A 20,722-nucleotide genomic window follows, 5' to 3' on the forward strand; every position below is an offset into this window, starting at 1 on the left:
ACATGAGAATCAGACAAATAACAATGGTAGCAGCAATGGTGCTGCCTATAGGAATCGTAGCCATGACAGAGGGAAGCGGTCGTGGTTCGTCAAAAAATCTTGTTTCGCAGGATACGGCTGCGGTACAGGCAGCCTCAAAGGTGGAGGAGGTTACTCTCCCAGAGGGCAGCGTTGTGGACGAAGTTGTGTGGGTGGTTGGTGATGAACCCATCCTCCGTTCGGACATAGAAATGATGCGTATGCAGGGAATGGCAGAGGGCATTAGCTGGGGCAGCAATCCAGACTGTGCAATCCCGGAACAGTTGGCCGTACAGAAGCTTTTCCTGCATCAGGCTGCGATTGATTCTATCGAGGTGAGCGAGTCGGAGGTCGCAAGTGGCGTAGAACAGCAGATCAGACGGTGGATAGAAACTGCCGGTGGGCAGGAGAAACTCGAAGAATACCGCAAGCAGAGTGTAAACGAAATGCGCATGTCGCTACACGACGATTTCAAGAACCAACAACTCATCCAAAAGATGAAGCAGAAGTTGGTGGAGGATATCAAGGTATCCCCGGCTGACGTGCGAAGGTTTTTCCGCTCACTACCCCAAGACAGCATTCCCTTCGTACCCACAGAGGTGGAAGTCCAGGTGATCGAGCGCTCCCCAAAGATAAAGCAGGAAGAGATCAACCGGGTGAAAGACCTGTTGCGTAGCTACACAGACCGTGTCACCAATGGCGAAATAACATTTGCAACCTTGGCTCGGCTTTATTCTGAAGATCCGGTGTCTGCACGGGTGGGCGGCGAAATGGATTATATTGGTCGTGGACTTCTCGACCCCGCATTTGCCAATGTCGCTTTCAATTTGACCGACCCCAAGAAGATTTCGAAAATTGTAGAGACAGATTTTGGTTTCCACATCATTCAACTGATAGACAAGCGAGGTGATAAAATAAAATGCCGACACATCTTGCTCAAGCCAAAGGTTTCGGCAGAGGAAATCAAGAGGGCCGCTGAGCAACTTGACTCCATAGGGACGGACATCCGTTCGGGTAAATTCTCGTTTGAGGAGGCTGCGTCTTATCTGTCTGACGACAAGGATACCAAGAACAACCGTGGACTGATGACCAACGTAACGAATAACGAGATAACATCACGATTCCAGATGAAAGAGTTGCCTACTGAGATTGCTCGGGTAGTGGAAACCATGAAGGTGGGTGACATTTCGAAACCGTTTGAGATGATCAACAGCAAGGGTAAGACAGTAGTTGCCATTGCCAAACTCAAAAGCCGGACTGAAGGACATAAAGCCACGATAACCGAGGATTTCCAGGTGATGAGAGAAATGGTGGTGAACAAAGAGAGAGAGAAGGTTATCAACAATTGGATTTCGGACAAAATCAAGCATACCTATGTCCGGATGAATGACCGGTACAAAGATTGCCAATTTCAATATCAGGGGTGGAATAAATGAGACACCGAAACATTTGCAATTTAGGTACAGGGCATAGAGTTATCTTGATGATGGTTCTATGCCTCTTTGTCCTGGGCATGCTCAATGCTGCCGGTAGAAAGGGCAAACGCAAGAAGGTAGCGGACGAGCGAGTGTATCTGGTTCATGCCGATGAGCTGCGATACGACATGTATGGTCCTAATCCCGATGCACAGATTGTGAAAGGCCATGTGGCCTTTACGCATAAAGGGTCGCGACTGAATTGTGACAGTGCATATTTTTTTCAAACCACGAATTCAGTCAGAGCTTTCGGGCACGTGCGCTTTCGCCAGGGAGATACGTTGTCGCTTACTTGCGACCGGGCGTTCTATGATGGTCAGCAACAGATGTTGGAGGCTCGACAAAACGTGGTGTTGAAGCATCGCCAGCAAAGACTGTATACGGATAGTTTGAATTATGACCGTCTCTATGAGTATGCTTATTTCTTTAACGGAGGAAGACTGATAGACGGAAAGAGTAGGCTGAGTTCGGATTGGGGGGAATACCATACCAATACTCGTATGGCTCGTTTTAATCTTGATGTACAGCTTCAGACCCCCAAAAACCGCGTTTCTACAGATACATTATATTATGACACGTCCAAATCTCGGGCTCATGTGGTGGGTATGTACACGCCGGACAGGGGACGGGGCGAGGTAGGGCCTTCGCTTATCACCAACGGCACCAGTACAATTACCACCACCAATGCTTATTTTAACACGGCCAAAGATGAGGCTGAGATGTATGGACGATCGACGGTGGTGGACGGGGAGAAAACGATTACTGCCGACACCTTATTCTATAACAGTGAGACCGGACGCAACCGTGGGATGGGAAATGTTGTCTACGTTGACAGTAAGAATCAAAACATGCTTACCTGCGGAGAGGTGGAGTACAGTGAGAAAGACGGGCGAGGGTATGCCACAAAAAAAGCGTTGGCCATGGATTTCTCCCAGAAAGATACTTTGTATGTGCATGCAGACACGATGCGTATTGAGACGTTCAATATCAATACCGACTCGGTGTACCGCAAGGTGCACTGCTACACAAAAATCCGTGCATATCGTGTAGACTTGCAAGCTGTGTGCGACTCGTTGGTGTTCGATTCTCGGGATTCGTGCATGACGATGTATGACGATCCCATCGTGTGGAATATGGGCAGGCAACTGCTGGGCGAGGTAATCAAGGTGTATATGAATGATTCCACCATTCGCGAGGCTCATGTCCTGGGCCAGGCCTTGTCGGTGGAAATGTTGCCGGACAGCACGCATTACAACCAGATATCATCTAAAAATATGTTCGCCTACTTTACTAACGGGAACATTCGCCGGAGTGATGCCGAGAGTAATGTGCGGGCCATCTATTATCCTTTGGACGACAAGGACAGCACGCTTATTGGACTTAACTATACCGAGACCGATACGATGAGGATGTACCTGTCGCCCGAGCGTAGTTTAGAGCGGATTTGGATGCCCAAGGCAGAGGGCACGCTCTATCCCATGACCCAAATCCCTCCCTCACAGTTGAAGCTCGATAATTTTGCATGGTTCGACTATATTCGCCCTGTGGACAAAGATGATGTCTTTAATTGGCGTGGTAAGACACAGGGATCAGAGATTAAAAATATTGTGAGGCATGAGGCTCCCCTGCAAAAGATTCGCTCTGATGCAAAAGAGCTTGAGGAACCTGATAAGACAAAGGCAGGAGAGAAATAGCATGAGTTTGTTTTTCCCAACCCGTAGGCCCCGCAGGTTTCACCATGAGATGATTTATTGCGATGAGAGAAAAGAAAGGATAGACCAACTGAAGCGCCGGGTCAAGGAGGAAATGGCCAAGAGCCCGGAGTTAGAGGAGACGGACAGGAGACGGAACCTACGCTTCGAAGGATACCGACAGGAGTGGCGAGGTCGTCGAGGAGAAAAGTCCTACAAGGTCTGGGGTACAAGCCTCCTGTTGCTCGTATTGCTCATTTTAGTTATGCTGTGGATACTATGATTGATGTTATACAACTTTTACCAGATTCAGTAGCCAACCAGATTGCCGCGGGTGAGGTGATACAGCGCCCTGCCTCTGTGGTCAAGGAACTGATGGAGAACGCTGTGGATGCAGATGCACGTCATGTCAATGTTCTTGTGGTGGATGCCGGCAGAACCTCGATACAGGTGATAGACGATGGCAAGGGTATGTCGGAAACCGATGCCCGGTTGTCGTTCGAACGTCATGCCACATCAAAGATACGAAAGCCTGACGATCTGTTCAATCTGCATACCATGGGATTTCGTGGCGAAGCTCTGGCGTCTGTAGCAGCTGTGGCACATGTAGAACTGCGCACCCGTACCGAACATGAAGAAATCGGCACTCAACTCACCATTGCTGGTTCACGCTTTTCCGGTCAGGAACCCTGTGCGTGTCCTGTGGGTTCCAACTTTAAGATAGAGAACCTTTTTTATAATGTACCGGCGCGAAGAAAGTTCCTCAAGTCGAATGCGACGGAATTGAATCACATCATCAATGCTTTTGAGCGTATTGTGCTGGTATATCCGGAGGTTACCTTCACTTTTCACAGCAACGGCTCGGAGATGTATAATCTTCGTGCCGGAGGACTTCGCCAGCGTATTCTGGATGTATTCGGCAAGCGTGTTAATCAGGATTTACTGCCCGTGAACGTAGAGACTTCATTGTGTGGACTGCAAGGCTTTGTCGGAAAACCAGAATCATCAAGAAAGAAAGGTGCGCACCAATATTTCTTTGTTAATGGTCGTTACATGCGCCATCCGTACTTTCACAATGCTGTCATGACGGCTTTCGAACGATTGATTCCCCAAGGGACTCAGGTTCCGTATTTCCTGTATTTTGATGTGGATCCTAAAGACATCGATGTGAATATCCATCCCACCAAAACTGAAATCAAGTTCGAGAATGAACAAGCGATTTGGCAAATTCTTATGGCTTCGGTAAAAGATGCCTTGGGAAGATTTAATGATGTGTCAGTCATTGATTTCGATACGGAGGGAAAACCTGATATTCCTGTATATAATTCTCAAACGGAAGCTCAGCTCCCTCAAATGAACCTGAACCCTCAGTACAATCCATTTCATAGTACGATTGAATCCGGGGAGAAGCTTTCCGGTAAGATGCAGCATACCCAAGGGTCGCGTGAATTTACGCGCTCGGAAATTCCTGACCAGTGGCAGGAATTATATAATGGTCTGCAGCCGGAGGAGGCACCTGCACACGAAACCTTGTTTACAGAGAGTGGAGAAGGGGAGAAGAGCCTGATAGCCGACAAGTCCCCCAGCCATTATCAGTATAAGGGTAGGTATATTATGACGGCAGTGAAGTCAGGACTGATGATCGTCGACCAGCATCGCGCGCATATCCGTATCCTTTTCGAACAATATCAAAAGCAACTGAGCGCCCGCAAGATGCACTCGCAGAAAATGCTCTTCCCGGAAACAATACAGCTTTCAGCTCGAGAAGAGAGTACACTCAGCACAGTTTATGAAGAGTTCGCAGCTATGGGCTTCGAATTATCCAATTTGGGGGGCGGAACGTATGCTCTGAATGCAGTACCCGAGGGGATCGAAGGGGTGGATGTGCTCCGGTTGGTGCACGAAATGCTGTTGTCGGCTGAAGAGTCGGGAACTCCGGCAGCACATGAGATAAACAATTCCTTGGCACTCAGCTTGGCACGAGCTGCAGCTATTCCATACGGCCAAGTGCTGTCAAACGATGAAATGGAGAATGTGATAAACGGTTTATTCTTGTGTTCAAACGTCAATTATACGCCTGATGGTAAAAATATTTTATATATATTAAAGCAGGTGGAAATAGAGCAAATGCTCAAATAATGGCCACGAAGACATTGATATTTAGCCTTTAAAGACATTATTTTTAAATTTTCGCAAAATTTCCCAACAAAAAGTACCTACTATTGAAAAATATTATTAACTTTGTCAGCGAATAGTGTACAAGACGAGAAATAAAGTTAAAAATATATATATTAGATCATTAAGATAATAGATTATGAAAAAGTTATTAATGACACTGGCTATTGCCGGTATGTCCGTGGGCGCATTTGCTCAGGACGCTGACCCTGTACAGAAGTACAGCGTAGCAACAAATTCATTTTGGAGTAATTGGTTTATTCAGTTAGGTGGCGATTGGAACGTATGGTATCCTGATGAGGAGCACGGTCGTGGCTTTAGAAAAGACGTTGGTTTCTTTTCATCGGATCGTCGTACTTTCGGTGGTGCAGTTGCATTGGGTAAGTGGTTTACTCCGGGTCTTGGACTTCGTACCAAATTCCAGGCATGGCAGGCTAAAGACATAAACAAAAAGACCGGTGCACGCAACGACTTTGATATGTGGATTCTGAATGAGCATATCATGTTCAACCTGAGCAACCTTTTCTGTGGTTACAATCCTAACCGTGTATGGAACGTGATTCCTTTCATGGGTGGTGGTGTTTCTCGCAACATGAGCGCTAACCTCTATGCTATGCAGCTGAGTGCAGGTATCCAGTCTACATGGCGTTTGGGCAAGCACGTTAACCTCTACTTGGAGGCAGGATGGAATCGTTTGGAAGAAGATTTCACCGCTGATGAGGGAACAGCTCTGGCTGACACACATCGCAACCGTGGTTGGGAAGACAAGGACAACCATGTATATGGTGAAGTTGGTTTGACCTTTAACTTGGGTAAGGCAACTTGGGAGAAGACTCCGGATGTTGACGCTATCAAAGCTCTTTCTCAGAGCCAGATCGACGCTCTTAACGCTCAGCTCAACGATGCTAATGCAGAGAACGCTCGTCTGAAGAATCTGTTGGCTAACCAGCCAAAGCCAGAGACACCGAAGGCTGTTAAGGAATTTGTGACAACACCTGTTTCTGTGTTCTTTAACATCAATCGCACGAACATTGCTTCTCAGAAGGACCTCGTAAACGTACAGGCTGTTGCTAAGTATGCAAAGGAGAATGGCAGCAAGTTGGCAGTAACCGGTTATGCTGATAGCGCAACAGGTACTCCTGAAATCAACCAGCGCCTGTCTGAAGGCCGTGCTGCAACTGTAGCAGACGAGCTTGTTAAGCTTGGTATCGACCGTAGCAAGATCTCAACCGTAGGCAAGGGTGGTGTTGATGACCTCTCACCGATTTCATTCAACCGTCGTGCAACTGTTCAGGTTACTGACTAATATCGTTTCTTAATTAACTTTCTTCCAGGAAAGTAATTAATATAATTTTAGAGGTGCATTATCCACATGGATAATGCACCTCTTTCTTTACAAACACGCTTCCGTGTTTTGAAAATTTAATAACAACTTGGCTTTCGTCGGAAATTCCTCAAGTATATGAGGATTTGTATTCTTCTGGTAGTCAGAATGTTAGAAAAATCGTTCTTGCATTCTTCATTTTATCTATCGCGATTAGATATCAATTATAAGACGACGAAGGTCGAATCGCATCGCAAATAGGCTTCTTCTGTGCGATCATGAAGGCCAAAACATAATGCGAGAAGATATTAACGGCAAATCCTCTGCTTTTTTCCGCTCATCCAGATTAATTTCATCCTCAGAAACATGGCGCTTTTTGCTCTGGTTGCGGTGAAAAAAATCATCAGATTTTGGTTAATCAATTTTACAATTCACATTTTCAATTCATAATTCAAAATTCACAATTCAAAATTTGGGGCAACCCGTAGAGGCTTTGAATTCACAATTCATAATAAAAAATTCACAATTCGGTGACACCCGAATTGTGAATTGAAAATTGTGACGAGTTGATGAGCTTGCGAATAATTGTGAATTATATTCCGTTTTGGATAAGGTATTCTCCAATTTGAACGGCATTTAATGCTGCGCCCTTACGAATTTGGTCACCGGTAAGCCAAAGCGTGTTACCATTGTCGCTTGCAAGATCTTTTCTGATACGTCCCACATAGATATCATCCTTACCTGCACTTTCCAAGGGCATAGGATATACGTAGTTTTGCGGGTCATCGACAAGTGTTACACCTGGTGCTTTTTTCAGTGCCTCCCTGATCTGGTTAACACTGATAGGCTGTTCGGTCTCGAACCATACGCTTTCAGAGTGTGAACGCAGAGAACTTACACGAACGCAGGTGGCAGAAGTTCGGATGTCCGAGTGCATGATTTTCCTGGTTTCATCATACATTTTCATCTCTTCCTTCGTGTAGTCATTCTCTGTCATCTTATCTATTTGAGGAATGACATTGTAGGCCAGCTGATGAGGGAATTTGTTGATGGTACTCACTTTCCCGTCTTCCAGCATTTCCTTGTACTGCTGTTGAAGTTCCTGCATGGCTGCTGCACCGGCTCCACTGGCACTCTGATAGCTTGATACGTGCACTTTCTTGATGGGCGAGAGCTTATTGATCGGGTTGAGCACCACAACCATCATGATGGTAGTACAGTTTGGATTGGCAATGACTCCCCGTGGGCGGGTCAGAGCATCTTCTGCGTTGATTTCGGGCACGACCAATGGAACGTCGTCATCCATGCGGAATGCACTCGAATTGTCTATCATCACCGTTCCATGTTTGGTGATGGTTTCAAGAAACTCTTTGCTGGTTGATGCGCCGGCTGAGGTAAACGCAATGTCTACATCTTTGAAGTCATCGTTGTGCTGCAATAATTTAACTTCATATTGCTTATCTTTGAAACTGTATTTTTTACCGGCACTACGTTCTGAACCGAACAACACTAAATCATCCAACGGAAAATTGCGCTCAGCGAGTATGCGCAGAAGCTCTTGACCAACTGCACCGCTTGCTCCAACAATTGCTACTCTCATGTTATAATACTTTATAAATTAATAACTATATGCTGCAAAATTACTACTTTTCGTTGACAACAATGCAATTTGTGAAAGTTTTTTCTGCTTTTCTGTTTACAAAACGAAGAAAGTTTCGCAGCTGATTAGAAAATAATTATTAACTTTGCGTTAAATATTCGAGCTCATGGAGCACATTGCATCATACTTCCCAATAACCGATCCCACGCTAATCTTTTTCGTGGTGTTGCTTATTATTTTGCTTGCTCCTATTATTATGGGGAAGCTCCGCATTCCACACATAGTCGGAATGGTTTTGGCGGGTGTCCTCGTAGGCCAGTATGGGTTGAATATTTTGGATCGCGATGCCTCCTTTGAGCTTTTCGGTCGTGTAGGTCTATATTATATCATGTTTCTTGCCTCCTTGGAAATTGATATGGATGGCTTGAAAAAAAGTAAGATCCGCACAATTGTTTTTGGACTGTTAACCTTCGGCATCCCTTTTGCACTAACATATTGGATGGGCATTTATTTGCTCGGTTATACCTCTGTAGCAGCATTCCTGCTGGGCTGTATCATGTCCTCAAACACATTGGTGGCATACCCTATAGTGTCGCGCTACGGACTGCAGCGCAAACCCAGTATTACGTTGAGTGTGGGGGCAACGATGATTGCCTTGTTTATTGCTCTGGTTTTGCTTGCGGGAATTGTTGTTTCTCATCATGGTGGAAGTGGCGTACTGTTCTGGCTGTGGTTTGTGTTGAAATTGGTGATGTATTGCGGAGGGCTGTTGTGGTTCATGCCACGCCTCACACGGTGGTTCCTTCGGAGATACAGTGATGCCGTGATGCAGTTCATCTTCATTCTTTCGTCCATGTTTCTTGGCGCGGCTTTGGCTGGATTGGTGGGCTTGGAGGGAATCTTCGGAGCTTTTTTCTCCGGACTTATTCTTAACCGCTATGTACCGCATGTCTCACCTTTGATGAACCGTATTGAATTTATAGGGAACGCTCTTTTTATTCCATACTTCCTGATCGGCGTTGGAATGCTGATCAATTTACGACTGTTGTTCCAAGGGGGTGATATCGTCTGGGTAGCTTTTTGTATGGTGTTGTTCGGAACTTTAGGCAAAGCTATCGCTGCATATTTATCTGGTTTCATTTTTCGCATGCCTCCAGCCTCCGGTCAGATGATGTTCGGCTTGACCTCTGCCCATGCTGCCGGAGCAATAGCAATGGTGATGGTGGGAATGACCTTGAAAGGTGTCTCTGGGGAGCCAGTGGTTGATGAGGGTATGCTTAATGGGGTGGTGATCATGATATTGGTTACCTGCATCATTTCGTCCATCATTACCGAACGAGCTGCACTTAGGATTGTTCTGCGCGATAAGGAAATTACTCCGGACGAGCCGGACAAGGATGATGAACGGATATTGATACCGGTAAAATATCCGGAATATGCCAACCGGCTGATCCATCTTGGAATGATGATGCGCAATCCCAAGCTTAACCGTGGACTTGTTGCCTTGAATGTGGTTTACGACGATGAGAAAATGAGGGTCAACCAGGAACTTGGCCGCAAACTGCTGGAGCAGGTGACGCAGTATGCCTCGGGCTCTGATGTCTTGGTGCAGACTCAGGTGAGAGTGGCTGCCAATATTGCCAATGGTATTAAGCATGCTTTTAAGGAATTTGATGCGTCGGAAGTGATCATCGGCATGCACAATCATGCTAATATTTCTCCAGAATTTTGGGGGCAGTTCCACCAAAGTCTATTCAATGGGTTGAATCGACAAATCATCATGACCCGTATCAACTACCCGCTTGCCACACTGCGACGCATACAGGTTGCCATTCCCTCGCGAGCCCAGTATGAGCCGGGCTTTTACCGATGGTTGGAGCGGCTCGCTCGGGTGACAAAGATTCTGGAATGTCGCATACAGTTTCATGGGCGTTCGGATACGCTGCAGATGATCAGGGAATATATTAAGAACAAACATGCTGAAATTCGTGCGGAATACTTAGTAATGGAACATTGGAATGAGATGCCCAAGTTGGCTTCTTCCATAGCTGACGACCATCTCTTTGTGGTCATCACTGCCCGAAAGGGGACCGTGTCTTATAAAAATGCACTGGACCGTCTCCCGGACGAGTTGACACGGAGGTTCTCGGGCAAGAACCTGATGATCATATTTCCAGACCAGTACAGTGACGATAAATTGCTCACGATGACATTTGCAATGCCACAGCATACAGAGGAAGTATCGGCTTACGAGGCCTTGCATGAATGGTTAAGGCGCAAGCTAAATATGTGAAATGGCAGAGCGGCATTGTGATATAATATATAGAAGGATTTTGGATTTATAATAAGTTTAAGTATATGATAGACGTTCAGGACATTAAAAAATCCTTTGGTTCTTTGCAAGTACTCAAGGGAATTGATTTACATATCGACAAAGGAGAAGTGGTTTCTGTGGTTGGTCCGTCAGGAGCCGGGAAAACAACACTTTTACAAATCATTGGAACGCTGGACAAACCTGACAGCGGAACGGTGATTGTTGATGGGGTGGATGTAAGCCGCCTGTCGAGTAAGAAAATCTCAACTTTCCGCAATCAGAAATTGGGATTTGTCTTTCAGTTTCACCAACTCCTGCCGGAGTTCACGGCCTTGGAGAATGTCATGATTCCGTCTTTCATTGCCGGGTTAGGGCGGAAGGAGGCCAGAGATAGGGCAGAGGAACTGCTCGAGTTCATGGGCTTAAGCGACAGAGCAAACCACAAGCCCAGCGAGCTTTCCGGCGGAGAGAAGCAGCGTGTGGCTGTTGCCCGGGCATTGGTGAACAACCCTTCTGTTATTCTTGCAGACGAGCCTTCCGGTAGTCTCGACTCCAAGAACAAGGCAGAGCTGCACCAGCTTTTCTTTGATTTGCGCGATAAATTTGGGCAGACTTTCGTAATAGTGACTCACGACGAATCGCTCGCAGCACTCACTGACCGCACCATTCATATGAAGGATGGCTTGTTGGTGGACACCCATGACCAAGAGCAAGTCGAAGCTTCGGAAGAGGGTATAGAGAATGCCTGTGACCAGCAGGATGCCAAATCTCCTTTGAACGATAACAAATCAGAATTATAAAACTCTTCAGATATGGATAAAATTAAACTGGGTGACTATAACACTCTGAAGATAGTGAAAGTGGCAGAGCGTCCTAATCCCCATTCTTTTGGAGGGAAAGAAACCTTTGGTATCTATCTTGATGGTGGGCAGGCTGGAGAAATTCTGATGCCTCAGAAGTATGTGCCGGAAGGAGTGAAGGTGGGGGATGATATTCGATGCTTCGTGTATCTGGATCAAGAAGAACGTCCTATCGCCACGTTGGAGGTACCGTTGGCCAAGGTCGGCGACTTCGCTTACCTCAATGTGGAATGGGTGAATGAGTTTGGTGCTTTCCTTAACTGGGGGATGATGAAAGATGTATTCTGTCCGTTCCGCGAGCAGAAGAAGCGCATGGAGATAGGCGAAAGCTATATCGTCTATCTGTATGTCGATGAGGAAAGCTATCGTATTGCAGCCTCGGCAAAGATCGATAAATTCCTGACAAACATCAATGAAGATTCAGAGGAACGTCGACGGGAGTTTTATGAAAAGCAACGGAACGAGGCGCCCGTAGAACTATTAGTGTGGCAGAAAAGCGATTTGGGTTTCAAAGTGATTATCGAAAACAGGTATGCTGGATTGATCTATCAGGATCAAATATTCCAATATGTACACACGGGTGACCGACTCCAGGGTTACATTCAGAAAATTCGGGATGACGGTAAAATCGATATTAGCCTACAGCCGGCCGGACGCAGGCAAACATTGGACTTTGCAGAAGCTTTGTTGCAGTGGTTGCAAGACAATGGGGGAAGGTGTCATCTGGGCGACAAGAGTGATGCGGAAGAAATTAAGCGTCAGTTTCAGGTTAGCAAGAAGACTTATAAGCGTGCCATAGGGGAGCTTTATAAGCGAAGGTTAATCGTGATTGACAACTCTGGCATTCGATTGGTGTAGTTGGATTTATTCAGCTATGCAGGCTTGACCTTGCCTTTTATGGTCACCCTGTTTAATCCATGACGATCATTGCTGTTTTGCGCTCGATACATGAACAACTTAGGTTGCACAGTTCCCCCAGCGCTTCTATGATAAGAATAGAGTTTTTTTTAATATATCAAAAGAGTGTACCCAAGGGGCACACTCTTTTGATTTAAAATATTGTTGCATCAAGTATTCTTACTCAGCAATCATGATTGATACGCGGTTCTTGTTGTTCTCTGCGAATGGCTGAACACGAGCACCCTTAGAATCAGATTTGATACGGTTTGCTGAGATTCCCTTGTCCTTGATAGCTTTAACCACAGAAGCAGCACGCTGAGCGGCCAAACGGTCGTTAATAGTGTTGTTACCTGTTCCGGCATCTGCATAGCCTGTAACAGAAACTGTAGCGTCTGGATTCTCTTTCAAGAAGGATACGATCTCGTCAATTTTTGATTGCTCTGCAGCTCTAATAGCGTACTTGTTGATCGTGAAGAACACATCGCGACGGATAGGCTCAATCTTCTTGGCGACTGGCTCTGGAGTTGGTTCTGGAGCAGGTGTTGGGGTTGGAGTAGGAGCAACATACTCCTGAGTTGGCTCTGGTGCTGGCTCTGGTTTGGTTTCTTTCTTGGTGTAGCTCTTTCCAAGATTGATACGCAAACCGGCTAATGCATTGAAGTACCAGTCGGGGTTGTCAGCCTTCTTAGAGTTGTATTTGTCGGTAAGGATATTTGCATTTCCTTCGACAACAAAACTAACAGCGTCGCTTATGCGGAAACCAAGCTCAAGACCAGCACGACCAAATGGATTAACTTTCGTTCCATCCCAGTTGTAGCGCATGTGATTGGCACCAGCCATTGCATTGGCATCGTCATTTCCCCATGCAATATTTGCACCACTGCCGAGGAAAGCTGTTACATTAAATACTCTCTTTGGATTCCAGCCACAGAAGGCATTGGAGAGATTAAACATAAAATCAATGCCAGGAGCTACATACTTGTATTTGTATGTAGTGTTGATAGCAGCTATTTTACCAAGTTCGTTGATACCGTTATAGCCACCCATGCTCTGCCATGCATTGCCTTGCAGACGTGCAGCAAACCATGGATTGAACTGATAGCCAAGACCGAACTGAACGTTGGGTGAGATTAAATCCCCAAACTTTGCTTCACCTAATGTGTATTGTGCACCACCTTGCAGATTGATGAAAGCATGTTTCTTAAACTGATATTCGTTTCCGTCATTATTAGTGTAGGTTGCTTGAGCCATTGCATTAACCCCTAAGGATAGTAGGCTCACAATTAGTAAAGTTTTAAATGATTTCATAGTTGTAAGTTTTAATTTAAAATTTCTGAACCATGATTTGATTCTGATTCTGAGTCAGCCAAAGTTAAATACCAATTGCCATTTCTTCTAATAGGGCGAATGACAAAAGAAATCGTGTTAGGTCGTTTGTCACCGGGTGCCTTGTCAAAAAGAGTAACCGTATATCTAACCTTGCTGTCTGTTTCCTTGAGGAATTGTATTTCCTCCACGGAAGCATCCTTACCTTTGAAAGCTGTCAAGGTCATTCTTTCTTTCTTAGCCAAGTCTGTTGGCAAAGTAGTAATACTATCCTTATTCAAATAATACAACATTGAAAGAGCTCCATCTACGTCACCCTGTTTAAGATGAGAAAGATAAAGCTGAACTAATGACTTTACTTGGTCTGTGTCTGATTTAGCCAAAGTCATTTCAGCAGGTCGAATGAAATCATCTTGCATTTCTTTTAAACTGCGTTCCTTAGGCTTGTTTTTACAGCTTGACACAAGTGTTATGCTAAGCAAACAAACAAACAGACTAAATAAATAAGAGCGTTTTCTCATTCTATATCAAGTTAAAAAAGGGGTGCCAGAAATTGACACCCCAATTATTACATCAATTCTAAATTCAAATTAGAAATTAATTTTTTTAGCATTACCTGCAGTATTTTTAACTGTGATCACAGCCCAAGCCTTTTGCTGTGAAGTAGGATAGTTTCCAAATACATACTTCATCTTGATAGGCAAGAAGATATGATAGGTACCAGTGTTACCACCGTTGTTCTTATACTTGACAACGTCACCATCCTGCTCGAGGTTCAAGTTCTTAATGTTCTCAAGAGCTTTCACGCACTGTGCACGATAAGCAGCATTATTCTTGTAACTGTTGCGAGCTTCTGTTCCAAGGTTAGCGTCGGTCAAAGCATTTTCAACATCAGCAATGAAGTCGATGCCATAGTACTTGAAGTCAAACTGCTTCTTACCATCATTCTTACCAAGGTTTGAATTGTCAGCAAGACCAGCAAAGTCACGCCAGTCTGTTACGCTAACGAGCTCAGAGAATGGAATCTTCTGCCAATCGTTAGGAGCATCCTTAATTTCATACTTATCTGCACCAGAGAGATTCAATGGACGCAAGAAGCGAACGTTGAAGAATGTTTGTGGCATGTATGGCTCATAGCACAATTCAGGCAATGTAATCTGAACGTATGCTGTGAAAGTCTGCTTGCTTCCCAACTTAGAGTGAGATGCGAAGTTCAAGATATCATCAGATTCTTCGCCTTCTATGTAAGTTGCAACACCATTAGCATCCATTCCTACGAGCTTCTTGTCAACAGCGACTGGAGCTTTTGCACCGACTTTCTTGACCTTAACAATCTTAATAGTCAGATTGTCATCGCTCAAAGCCAAAGTGTATTCATTGCCAGAATAGCCCTTGACAGTCCACTGTTTTGCTGCATTAGCGCTAAAGTCAGCATTAACACCCTTCATTGGCAATGTGAACTTGAACTTAGGCTGGTTAGCTGGATCGGCCATCTCCTCTTTTAGTTTAGGGAACTTTTCAGCATTTTTCAGAGATGCAGAAAGTTTACCATTCAAGAAATAATCATGGAGATCCTTAACAAACTCAGTATTTTCGAGCTTATTGTCAGTCTCTGTTGGTACAGGTACATTGGCGCGAACCTCGAATGCGTCAGTGGCTGTAGGAGCATTAACTGATGACTGGTACTTGTACCATTGAGCCAACGTCTTTGTAGCGTTGAGGTTAGCTGTTGCGAAATGCAACTTACCAGCCTTGATTGTCATAGGCACATAAACATCACCACCATTCTTCTTGTTTTCATACTTAACATAAACAGTAACGTCCTTGGTGCTAGCACCTTCCTTAGGAGCAGCTGCTGTCATTACATTCTTATAATCTGCAGCAGCGAATGACCACTCAAGAACATGCGTCTGAGCACCAACTGTACCAGCGTTATGGAGTTCCTTAACAGTACCAAGCATTTCGTTGGCGGTAGCCTCTTTGTAACCACCCTTACCATCAGGAACAAACTGCTTGTCTGCAACAAACTTGTAAGTCTCGTCGAAGTTCTTCTTAGAAATCTTCAGCAAGTCATTGTAAATATGGAATTCAACCTGTGCCCAAGTCAATTTATCCTTAGCTCCATTGCAATCGAAGAAGTAATCGTTCATGGCGAATGGATCAGAAGTAACATCCTGAGGACCTACCTCGTCCAAATCTATAATCAACAACTTCATGTAGCCATAGGCAAGAATTGTGCCTTCTGCATCTTGAATTTCGATAACCAACATAGGCATACGACCAACTGCAGATGCGTTAGCTACCTTATCCTTTATAGTTTCACCAGTATTTGATACGTTTCTTGGAGTAGCGATTACATTGCCATCCTTGTCAGTAGCCAACTGGATATGATGTGTTTCGCTGGTCTTGTTGGAGCCGAGTGTGTAATCAACAGCCTTAACAACATACTTCAACCCAAAAGCCTTGAATGTAGCAGGATCCATTTTGCGAACCTTGGCAGCGTCAATAGTTACGTTAGCACTATCTGTTGCAAGATCTTTTTCGGTTGTGTAGTGAGTCTCAAGAAGAGCTGAAATATTAATATTTTCGTTGTACTTAACCGTGTGTGTAGCAGGGATATTCTCTACTGCAAGCTCTGAGAACTTTTTGTGAAGATGTCCCGAAGCTGGCGTTACAATATTGTCAACGAAAGGTGTTTGTACGAAGGACTTGTCTGCAACAAGCAAGTTGTAAATCTTCACCGGTGCAATCAAAGCATAGTCAGAAGTAACAGTAGTGTCACCCTTAGAAATCTGAGCAGCTACGAAAGAACCGTTACCTGCCTTCAGGTTGGCTTCGATAGCCTTAAAGTTGGCTTTGAAAGGTATGGAGAGAATGCCATCCTTGTAAGCGTCCTTGTCTGCCTTGAACAAATCGTCTGTTTTGCCATATACCGGGGTAGCGATATCAGCACCAGCACGAGTCTCAAAACCAGTCAAAGGCTTATCCATTTCAGCAACATTGCCATAGAAATCAATGGTAAAATTGGACAGGTCAACAGTCGAAGGATTCACATGATACATAGCAGTACCAATGCCAGACAATATCTTTGCCTTACCCGTAAGCTTAAAGAATGTGAGAGAAGCATCGCCTTCTTTATAAATAGCAGCAGAGTCAGAAAGAACCTTGATACCCTCAACACCGCCAGAATAGTAATTTGGTTTCAACATAAGGCTTGACAAGTTACGCTTAACGAAAACTGTCAAGATGTTGATATTCTTAACGGTTTTCTCCACATCCTTGTTAGCTTTCTCCATGAGTTCTTTCAGCTCCTTAATAGCTTGCGCATTGCCAGATGAAGCCTGCAAAGCTTTCAAGTCTTCCTGCAATTTAGCAACCTGACCTTTCAGCTCCTCTGCGCCCTGCTTACCACCAAGCTCATTCTCGAACGCTTTCAAAGCGTCAATTTGGTTCTGGAGGTTTTCATTCACTGCCTTTTGAGCGGTCTCAGCTTTATTCAAAGTTGTACCCAGCTCATTCAAACGGCTATCGATACCATCGATTTTAGTCTTCAGAGCCTCAAGTTCTGACTTGTCAGCCTTGCCGTCGATAACCTTTTGAAGGTCTTTGATAGCATCTTGCAACTTCTCTGCAGTCACCAAATTCTTAATTTGTTCTTGCAAAGATGCGAGATCTTGTTTTGTAGCATAGGTGGCAGCTGCTTTTTGAGCATCTTCCTTTGCCTGCTTCAAAGCACTCTCGAGAGTGGTCATCTGAGTCTGCAAGTTTTTGATGGACTCAGTATTTGCACTGATGTCGTCATCATAATCCTTACAAGAAGTAACCGTACCCATGGCTCCAAAAACAAGGAGACCCATAAGCAACGTACTAAAAAATTTTCTTCTCATACGATATAAAAATTAAATAAAACAATAAAAATTAAATATATACTAACTAATGTTGCATTGGATTCCGGTCAAGAAGCCAACACAAATATTTTTTTCATACCAATAAACGATTTATGTACATAGTAACCGTATTTCAGGCAAATTATTTTGGTGCAAATATAGAGATAAATATTAGAACAAGCAAATAAAATGCATCTTTTTTTAAATTTAGTCAAATTTTTTATCCTACCTTTTTTATGAAGGAGAATCGATCGGTTATTTTTACATTTGTCTTCGTTTCATTGATGTATAATCATCCAACGCGCCTTGGATGATTCTATTTCATCCATGGCGCATAGCTGGGTCTCGTTAGAATTCCGCATTCTTGGGGGTACGCGGGAATGGGATGACATCGCGAATGTTTTGCATACCGGTCACGAAGAGGATGAGGCGTTCGAAGCCCAATCCAAAGCCGGCGTGTGGGCACGAACCATACTTGCGGGTATCGAGATACCAGTCATAGGCGTGTGATTCCATGCCACGGGCTTTGATTTCGTTGACAAGCTTATCTAAGTTTTCCTCACGAACCGAGCCACCTATAATCTCGCCAATGCGTGGGAAGAGTACATCGGTGCCCTGCATAGTCTTGCCGTCTTCGTTTTTCTTCATGTAGAAGGCCTTGATTTCGGCAGGATAGTCGGTCATGATTACGGGGCGCTTGAAGTATTGTTCCACCAGATAACGCTCGTGTTCACTGCTTAGGTCCATGCCCCAGCCCGTGATCGGGAACTCGAACTTATGTCCGCCGTCCACAGTTTTTTGCAGGATTTCAATTCCTTCCGTGTAAGTCAATCTTACAAACTCTTCATGGACAACCGATTCAAGAGTCTGAATCAGGTTCTTGTCAATCATCCGGTTGAGGAAATCGAGATCATCCCGACAGTTGTCGAGAGCCCATCTTACACAATATTTAATAAAGTCTTCTTCCAGATCCATCAGTTCCTTCTGGTCCATGAAAGCCACTTCAGGCTCAATCATCCAGAATTCAGCCAGGTGTCGGGGAGTATTGCTGTTTTCGGCACGGAAAGTGGGACCAAAGGTGTAGATGGCTCCCAAAGCAGTTGCTCCAAGTTCTCCCTCGAGCTGCCCGCTCACTGTGAGGGAGGTCTTTTTCCCAAAAAAATCCTTATCATATTCCACTTTCCCGCTCTTGGCCACGCGGTCGAGGTCAAGCGTCGTTACCTGGAACATTTCTCCCGCTCCCTCTGCATCGCTGGCAGTAATGATCGGAGAGTGGAAATAGTAAAATCCGTGCTCATGGAAATATTTGTGAATGGCGATGGCCATATTATGACGAATGCGGAACACAGCACCAAAGGTGTTCGTGCGGAGTCGCATGTGGCCATATTGGCGCATATACTCAAAGCTCTGTCCTTTTTTCTGCATGGGATAGTCTCCGGGGCACAGGCCGTAAATCTCAATTTCTTTTGCCTGCACCTCGCAGTCCTGTCCCTTGCCTTGACTCTCCACCAGCGTGCCCGTAGCGCGGATGCACGCACCGGTCGTGATGCTCTTCAGCTCTTCGTCATCCATCGATTCCGGATTCACCACGATCTGTATGTTCTTGATGGTGGAACCATCGTTCAATGCAATGAAGTCTACGGCCTTGCTGCTTCGATGTGAGCGCACCCATCCCTTGACAGTAATGTCCTGTCCGAAGTCCGTACTGCGCAATGCATCGATAACTTTTGTTCTTTTCATGATCATATAATATTTTGAAGGAGAAAAGGAGGTTGGGCAAGACACTATCGTAAACAAACTTGGTCTGGTAATCTCCGCTTCTCCATCATTCTATATAGGTGAGTTTTCTAACATTGCCACCTTAAATTTTAGTTCTATTTTGTGTGAAACGTTTATTCAAACATTCCGCTTCTCAGCATGTCCACCTCTTGCTCTGTGAGGAATCGCCAGTCGCCACGCCTCAGGTTCTTCTTGGTCAGTCCGGCAAAGAGCACACGGTCGAGACGTACCACACGGTAGCCCAGAGCTTCAAAAATGCGACGTACAATTCGGTTCCTGCCGCTGTGAATTTCGATGCCAACCTGCGACTTGTCGTTCTCATTGGCATATTCCACTGCGTCTGCATGAATTTCGCCATCCTCCAGTTCGATACCTTCAGCTATCTTCTGAAGATCCTCAACACCAATATTCTTGTCGAGGAACACGTGATATACTTTCTTCTTTAGGAATTTGGGGTGTGTCAGCTTGCTGGCCATGTCACCATCGTTGGTGAGCAACAGCACGCCCGTAGTATTACGGTCGAGGCGCCCTACAGGATAAATCCGCTCCGGACATGCGTCCTTCACGAGATCCATGACGGTCTTACGTTGTTGAGGGTCATCGCTTGTCGTTACATAATTCTTGGGCTTGTTCAGCAATACATACACTTTCTTTTCCAGTGTCACGGGCTGGTCGCGGAATTTCACCTCGTCGCTGCGCAGCACCTTGGTACCCAGTTCGGTTACAACCTCCCCGTTAACCGTCACCACACCGGCTTGGATAAACTCGTCAGCTTCGCGGCGCGAGCATATGCCGGCATTGGCCAGAAATTTGTTCAGACGCAGCGGTTCATTCGGATCGATATGATCTTCCTTGTACTCGATGCGTTTCTTCATGCTGTATTTGTCATTGGGATCATAGCCCGGACGTTGGCCATACCCACCGCGTGGCTGATACCCGCCTTGTTGCTGACCATATCCACCGCGTGGTTGATAGCCTTTCTGTCGTGGCTGATATCCTCCCTGCCGCTGCTGGTATCCTCCGCCTTGGTTGTAACGTGGGCGGTATCCTCCTGGTCGCTGCTGATATCCGCCTTGCCGCGGTTGGTAACCTCCCTGCCGTGGTTGATATCCACCTTCTTGGTTATTGTAACGAGGACGATATCCTCCCTGCCGTGGCTGATACCCGCCTTCTTGGTTGTAGTTGGGCTGATAATCCCCCTGCCTTGGCTGGTATCCACCTTCTTGGTTGTTGTAACGTGGGCGATATCCTCCCTGCCGGGGCTGATACCCACCTTCTTGGTTATTGTAACGTGGGCGATATCCTCCCTGTCGCTGTTGGTAACCTCCACGCGACTGATAATAGTTGTTGTTATTGTTATATGATGGTCGCTT

Annotated in this window: 14 protein-coding genes; 8 read left to right on the forward strand and 6 right to left on the reverse strand. The window is 45.4% G+C overall.

All coding sequences use genetic code 11. The features are described 5' to 3' along the window. Positions 1 to 2 precede the first annotated feature (2 nt). The 5 genes from HMPREF0645_RS04085 to HMPREF0645_RS04105 all read left to right on the forward strand — a co-directional run bounded on the left by HMPREF0645_RS04085 (position 3) and on the right by HMPREF0645_RS04105 (position 6,665). On the forward strand, positions 3 to 1,454 hold the full coding sequence (locus HMPREF0645_RS04085; RefSeq protein WP_007173610.1) for a peptidylprolyl isomerase: 1,452 nt from the start codon (positions 3 to 5) through the stop codon (positions 1,452 to 1,454). A 47-nt stretch (positions 1,455 to 1,501) separates the two neighbouring features. After that, positions 1,502 to 3,187, forward strand: a complete 1,686-nt coding sequence (locus HMPREF0645_RS04090) for an OstA-like protein (RefSeq protein WP_007173611.1) — start codon at positions 1,502 to 1,504, stop codon at positions 3,185 to 3,187. A gap of 1 nt (position 3,188) precedes the next feature. After that, the gene (locus HMPREF0645_RS04095; protein ID WP_156777851.1) at positions 3,189 to 3,467 is read left to right on the forward strand and encodes a hypothetical protein; all 279 of its coding nucleotides are present in this window, start codon (positions 3,189 to 3,191) and stop codon (positions 3,465 to 3,467) included. Further along, on the forward strand, positions 3,464 to 5,323 hold the full coding sequence (gene mutL / locus HMPREF0645_RS04100) for a DNA mismatch repair endonuclease MutL (RefSeq protein ID WP_007173613.1): 1,860 nt from the start codon (positions 3,464 to 3,466) through the stop codon (positions 5,321 to 5,323). The genes HMPREF0645_RS04095 and mutL overlap by 4 nt, the downstream gene beginning before the upstream one ends. A 175-nt stretch (positions 5,324 to 5,498) precedes the next feature. Beyond that, entirely contained in the window at positions 5,499 to 6,665 is a 1,167-nt protein-coding gene (locus HMPREF0645_RS04105) for an OmpA family protein (protein ID WP_007173614.1), read from the forward strand. A gap of 610 nt (positions 6,666 to 7,275) precedes the next feature. Here HMPREF0645_RS04105 and HMPREF0645_RS04110 read toward each other — a convergent pair. Next, a complete protein-coding gene (locus HMPREF0645_RS04110) occupies positions 7,276 to 8,283 on the reverse strand; it encodes an aspartate-semialdehyde dehydrogenase (RefSeq protein WP_007173615.1) in 1,008 nt (335 codons plus the stop codon). A gap of 166 nt (positions 8,284 to 8,449) precedes the next feature. Between HMPREF0645_RS04110 and HMPREF0645_RS04115 the strand changes: the two genes are divergently transcribed. From HMPREF0645_RS04115 to HMPREF0645_RS04125, 3 genes are all read left to right on the forward strand, one after another. Beyond that, positions 8,450 to 10,576 (forward strand): cation:proton antiporter, encoded by a 2,127-nt coding sequence (locus HMPREF0645_RS04115; protein WP_007173616.1) that lies wholly within the window; start codon positions 8,450 to 8,452, stop codon positions 10,574 to 10,576. Positions 10,577 to 10,641: 65 nt separating this feature from the next. Further along, positions 10,642 to 11,397: an ABC transporter ATP-binding protein gene (locus HMPREF0645_RS04120; protein ID WP_007173617.1), complete on the forward strand. Its 756-nt coding sequence runs from the start codon at positions 10,642 to 10,644 to the stop codon at positions 11,395 to 11,397. Positions 11,398 to 11,409: 12 nt separating this feature from the next. Continuing rightward, a complete protein-coding gene (locus HMPREF0645_RS04125) occupies positions 11,410 to 12,315 on the forward strand; it encodes a CvfB family protein (protein ID WP_007173618.1) in 906 nt (301 codons plus the stop codon). A gap of 219 nt (positions 12,316 to 12,534) precedes the next feature. Here HMPREF0645_RS04125 and HMPREF0645_RS04130 read toward each other — a convergent pair whose 3' ends face one another. The 5 genes from HMPREF0645_RS04130 to HMPREF0645_RS04150 all read right to left on the reverse strand — a co-directional run. After that, complete coding sequence (locus HMPREF0645_RS04130) at positions 12,535 to 13,665, reverse strand: OmpA family protein (RefSeq protein ID WP_007173619.1); 1,131 nt, start codon at positions 13,663 to 13,665, stop codon at positions 12,535 to 12,537. An 11-nt stretch (positions 13,666 to 13,676) separates the two neighbouring features. Next, complete coding sequence (locus tag HMPREF0645_RS04135; RefSeq protein ID WP_044123290.1) at positions 13,677 to 14,204, reverse strand: hypothetical protein; 528 nt, start codon at positions 14,202 to 14,204, stop codon at positions 13,677 to 13,679. A 69-nt stretch (positions 14,205 to 14,273) separates the two neighbouring features. Then, positions 14,274 to 17,570: a hypothetical protein gene (locus HMPREF0645_RS04140; RefSeq protein ID WP_007173621.1), complete on the reverse strand. Its 3,297-nt coding sequence runs from the start codon at positions 17,568 to 17,570 to the stop codon at positions 14,274 to 14,276. Positions 17,571 to 17,918: 348 nt separating this feature from the next. Beyond that, on the reverse strand, positions 17,919 to 19,310 hold the full coding sequence (gene asnS / locus HMPREF0645_RS04145) for an asparagine--tRNA ligase (RefSeq protein WP_044123390.1): 1,392 nt from the start codon (positions 19,308 to 19,310) through the stop codon (positions 17,919 to 17,921). A gap of 152 nt (positions 19,311 to 19,462) precedes the next feature. Beyond that, on the reverse strand, positions 19,463 to 20,722 hold a 1,260-nt coding region (locus tag HMPREF0645_RS04150; protein ID WP_044123292.1), incomplete at its 5' end, for a pseudouridine synthase.

Source organism: Hallella bergensis DSM 17361 (genome assembly GCF_000160535.1).
GTDB lineage: Bacteria > Bacteroidota > Bacteroidia > Bacteroidales > Bacteroidaceae > Prevotella > Prevotella bergensis.

Coding starts and splice junctions, on each gene's coding strand:
- HMPREF0645_RS04085 (WP_007173610.1), top strand. CDS start 3: ATGAGAATCAGACAAATAACAATGGTAGCAGCAATGGTGCTGCCTATA.
- HMPREF0645_RS04140 (WP_007173621.1), bottom strand. CDS start 17,570: ATGAGAAGAAAATTTTTTAGTACGTTGCTTATGGGTCTCCTTGTTTTT.
- mutL (WP_007173613.1), top strand. CDS start 3,464: ATGATTGATGTTATACAACTTTTACCAGATTCAGTAGCCAACCAGATT.
- HMPREF0645_RS04095 (WP_156777851.1), top strand. CDS start 3,189: ATGAGTTTGTTTTTCCCAACCCGTAGGCCCCGCAGGTTTCACCATGAG.
- HMPREF0645_RS04115 (WP_007173616.1), top strand. CDS start 8,450: ATGGAGCACATTGCATCATACTTCCCAATAACCGATCCCACGCTAATC.
- HMPREF0645_RS04090 (WP_007173611.1), top strand. CDS start 1,502: ATGATGGTTCTATGCCTCTTTGTCCTGGGCATGCTCAATGCTGCCGGT.
- HMPREF0645_RS04135 (WP_044123290.1), bottom strand. CDS start 14,204: ATGAGAAAACGCTCTTATTTATTTAGTCTGTTTGTTTGTTTGCTTAGC.
- HMPREF0645_RS04105 (WP_007173614.1), top strand. CDS start 5,499: ATGAAAAAGTTATTAATGACACTGGCTATTGCCGGTATGTCCGTGGGC.
- HMPREF0645_RS04110 (WP_007173615.1), bottom strand. CDS start 8,283: ATGAGAGTAGCAATTGTTGGAGCAAGCGGTGCAGTTGGTCAAGAGCTT.
- asnS (WP_044123390.1), bottom strand. CDS start 19,310: ATGAAAAGAACAAAAGTTATCGATGCATTGCGCAGTACGGACTTCGGA.
- HMPREF0645_RS04120 (WP_007173617.1), top strand. CDS start 10,642: ATGATAGACGTTCAGGACATTAAAAAATCCTTTGGTTCTTTGCAAGTA.
- HMPREF0645_RS04130 (WP_007173619.1), bottom strand. CDS start 13,665: ATGAAATCATTTAAAACTTTACTAATTGTGAGCCTACTATCCTTAGGG.
- HMPREF0645_RS04125 (WP_007173618.1), top strand. CDS start 11,410: ATGGATAAAATTAAACTGGGTGACTATAACACTCTGAAGATAGTGAAA.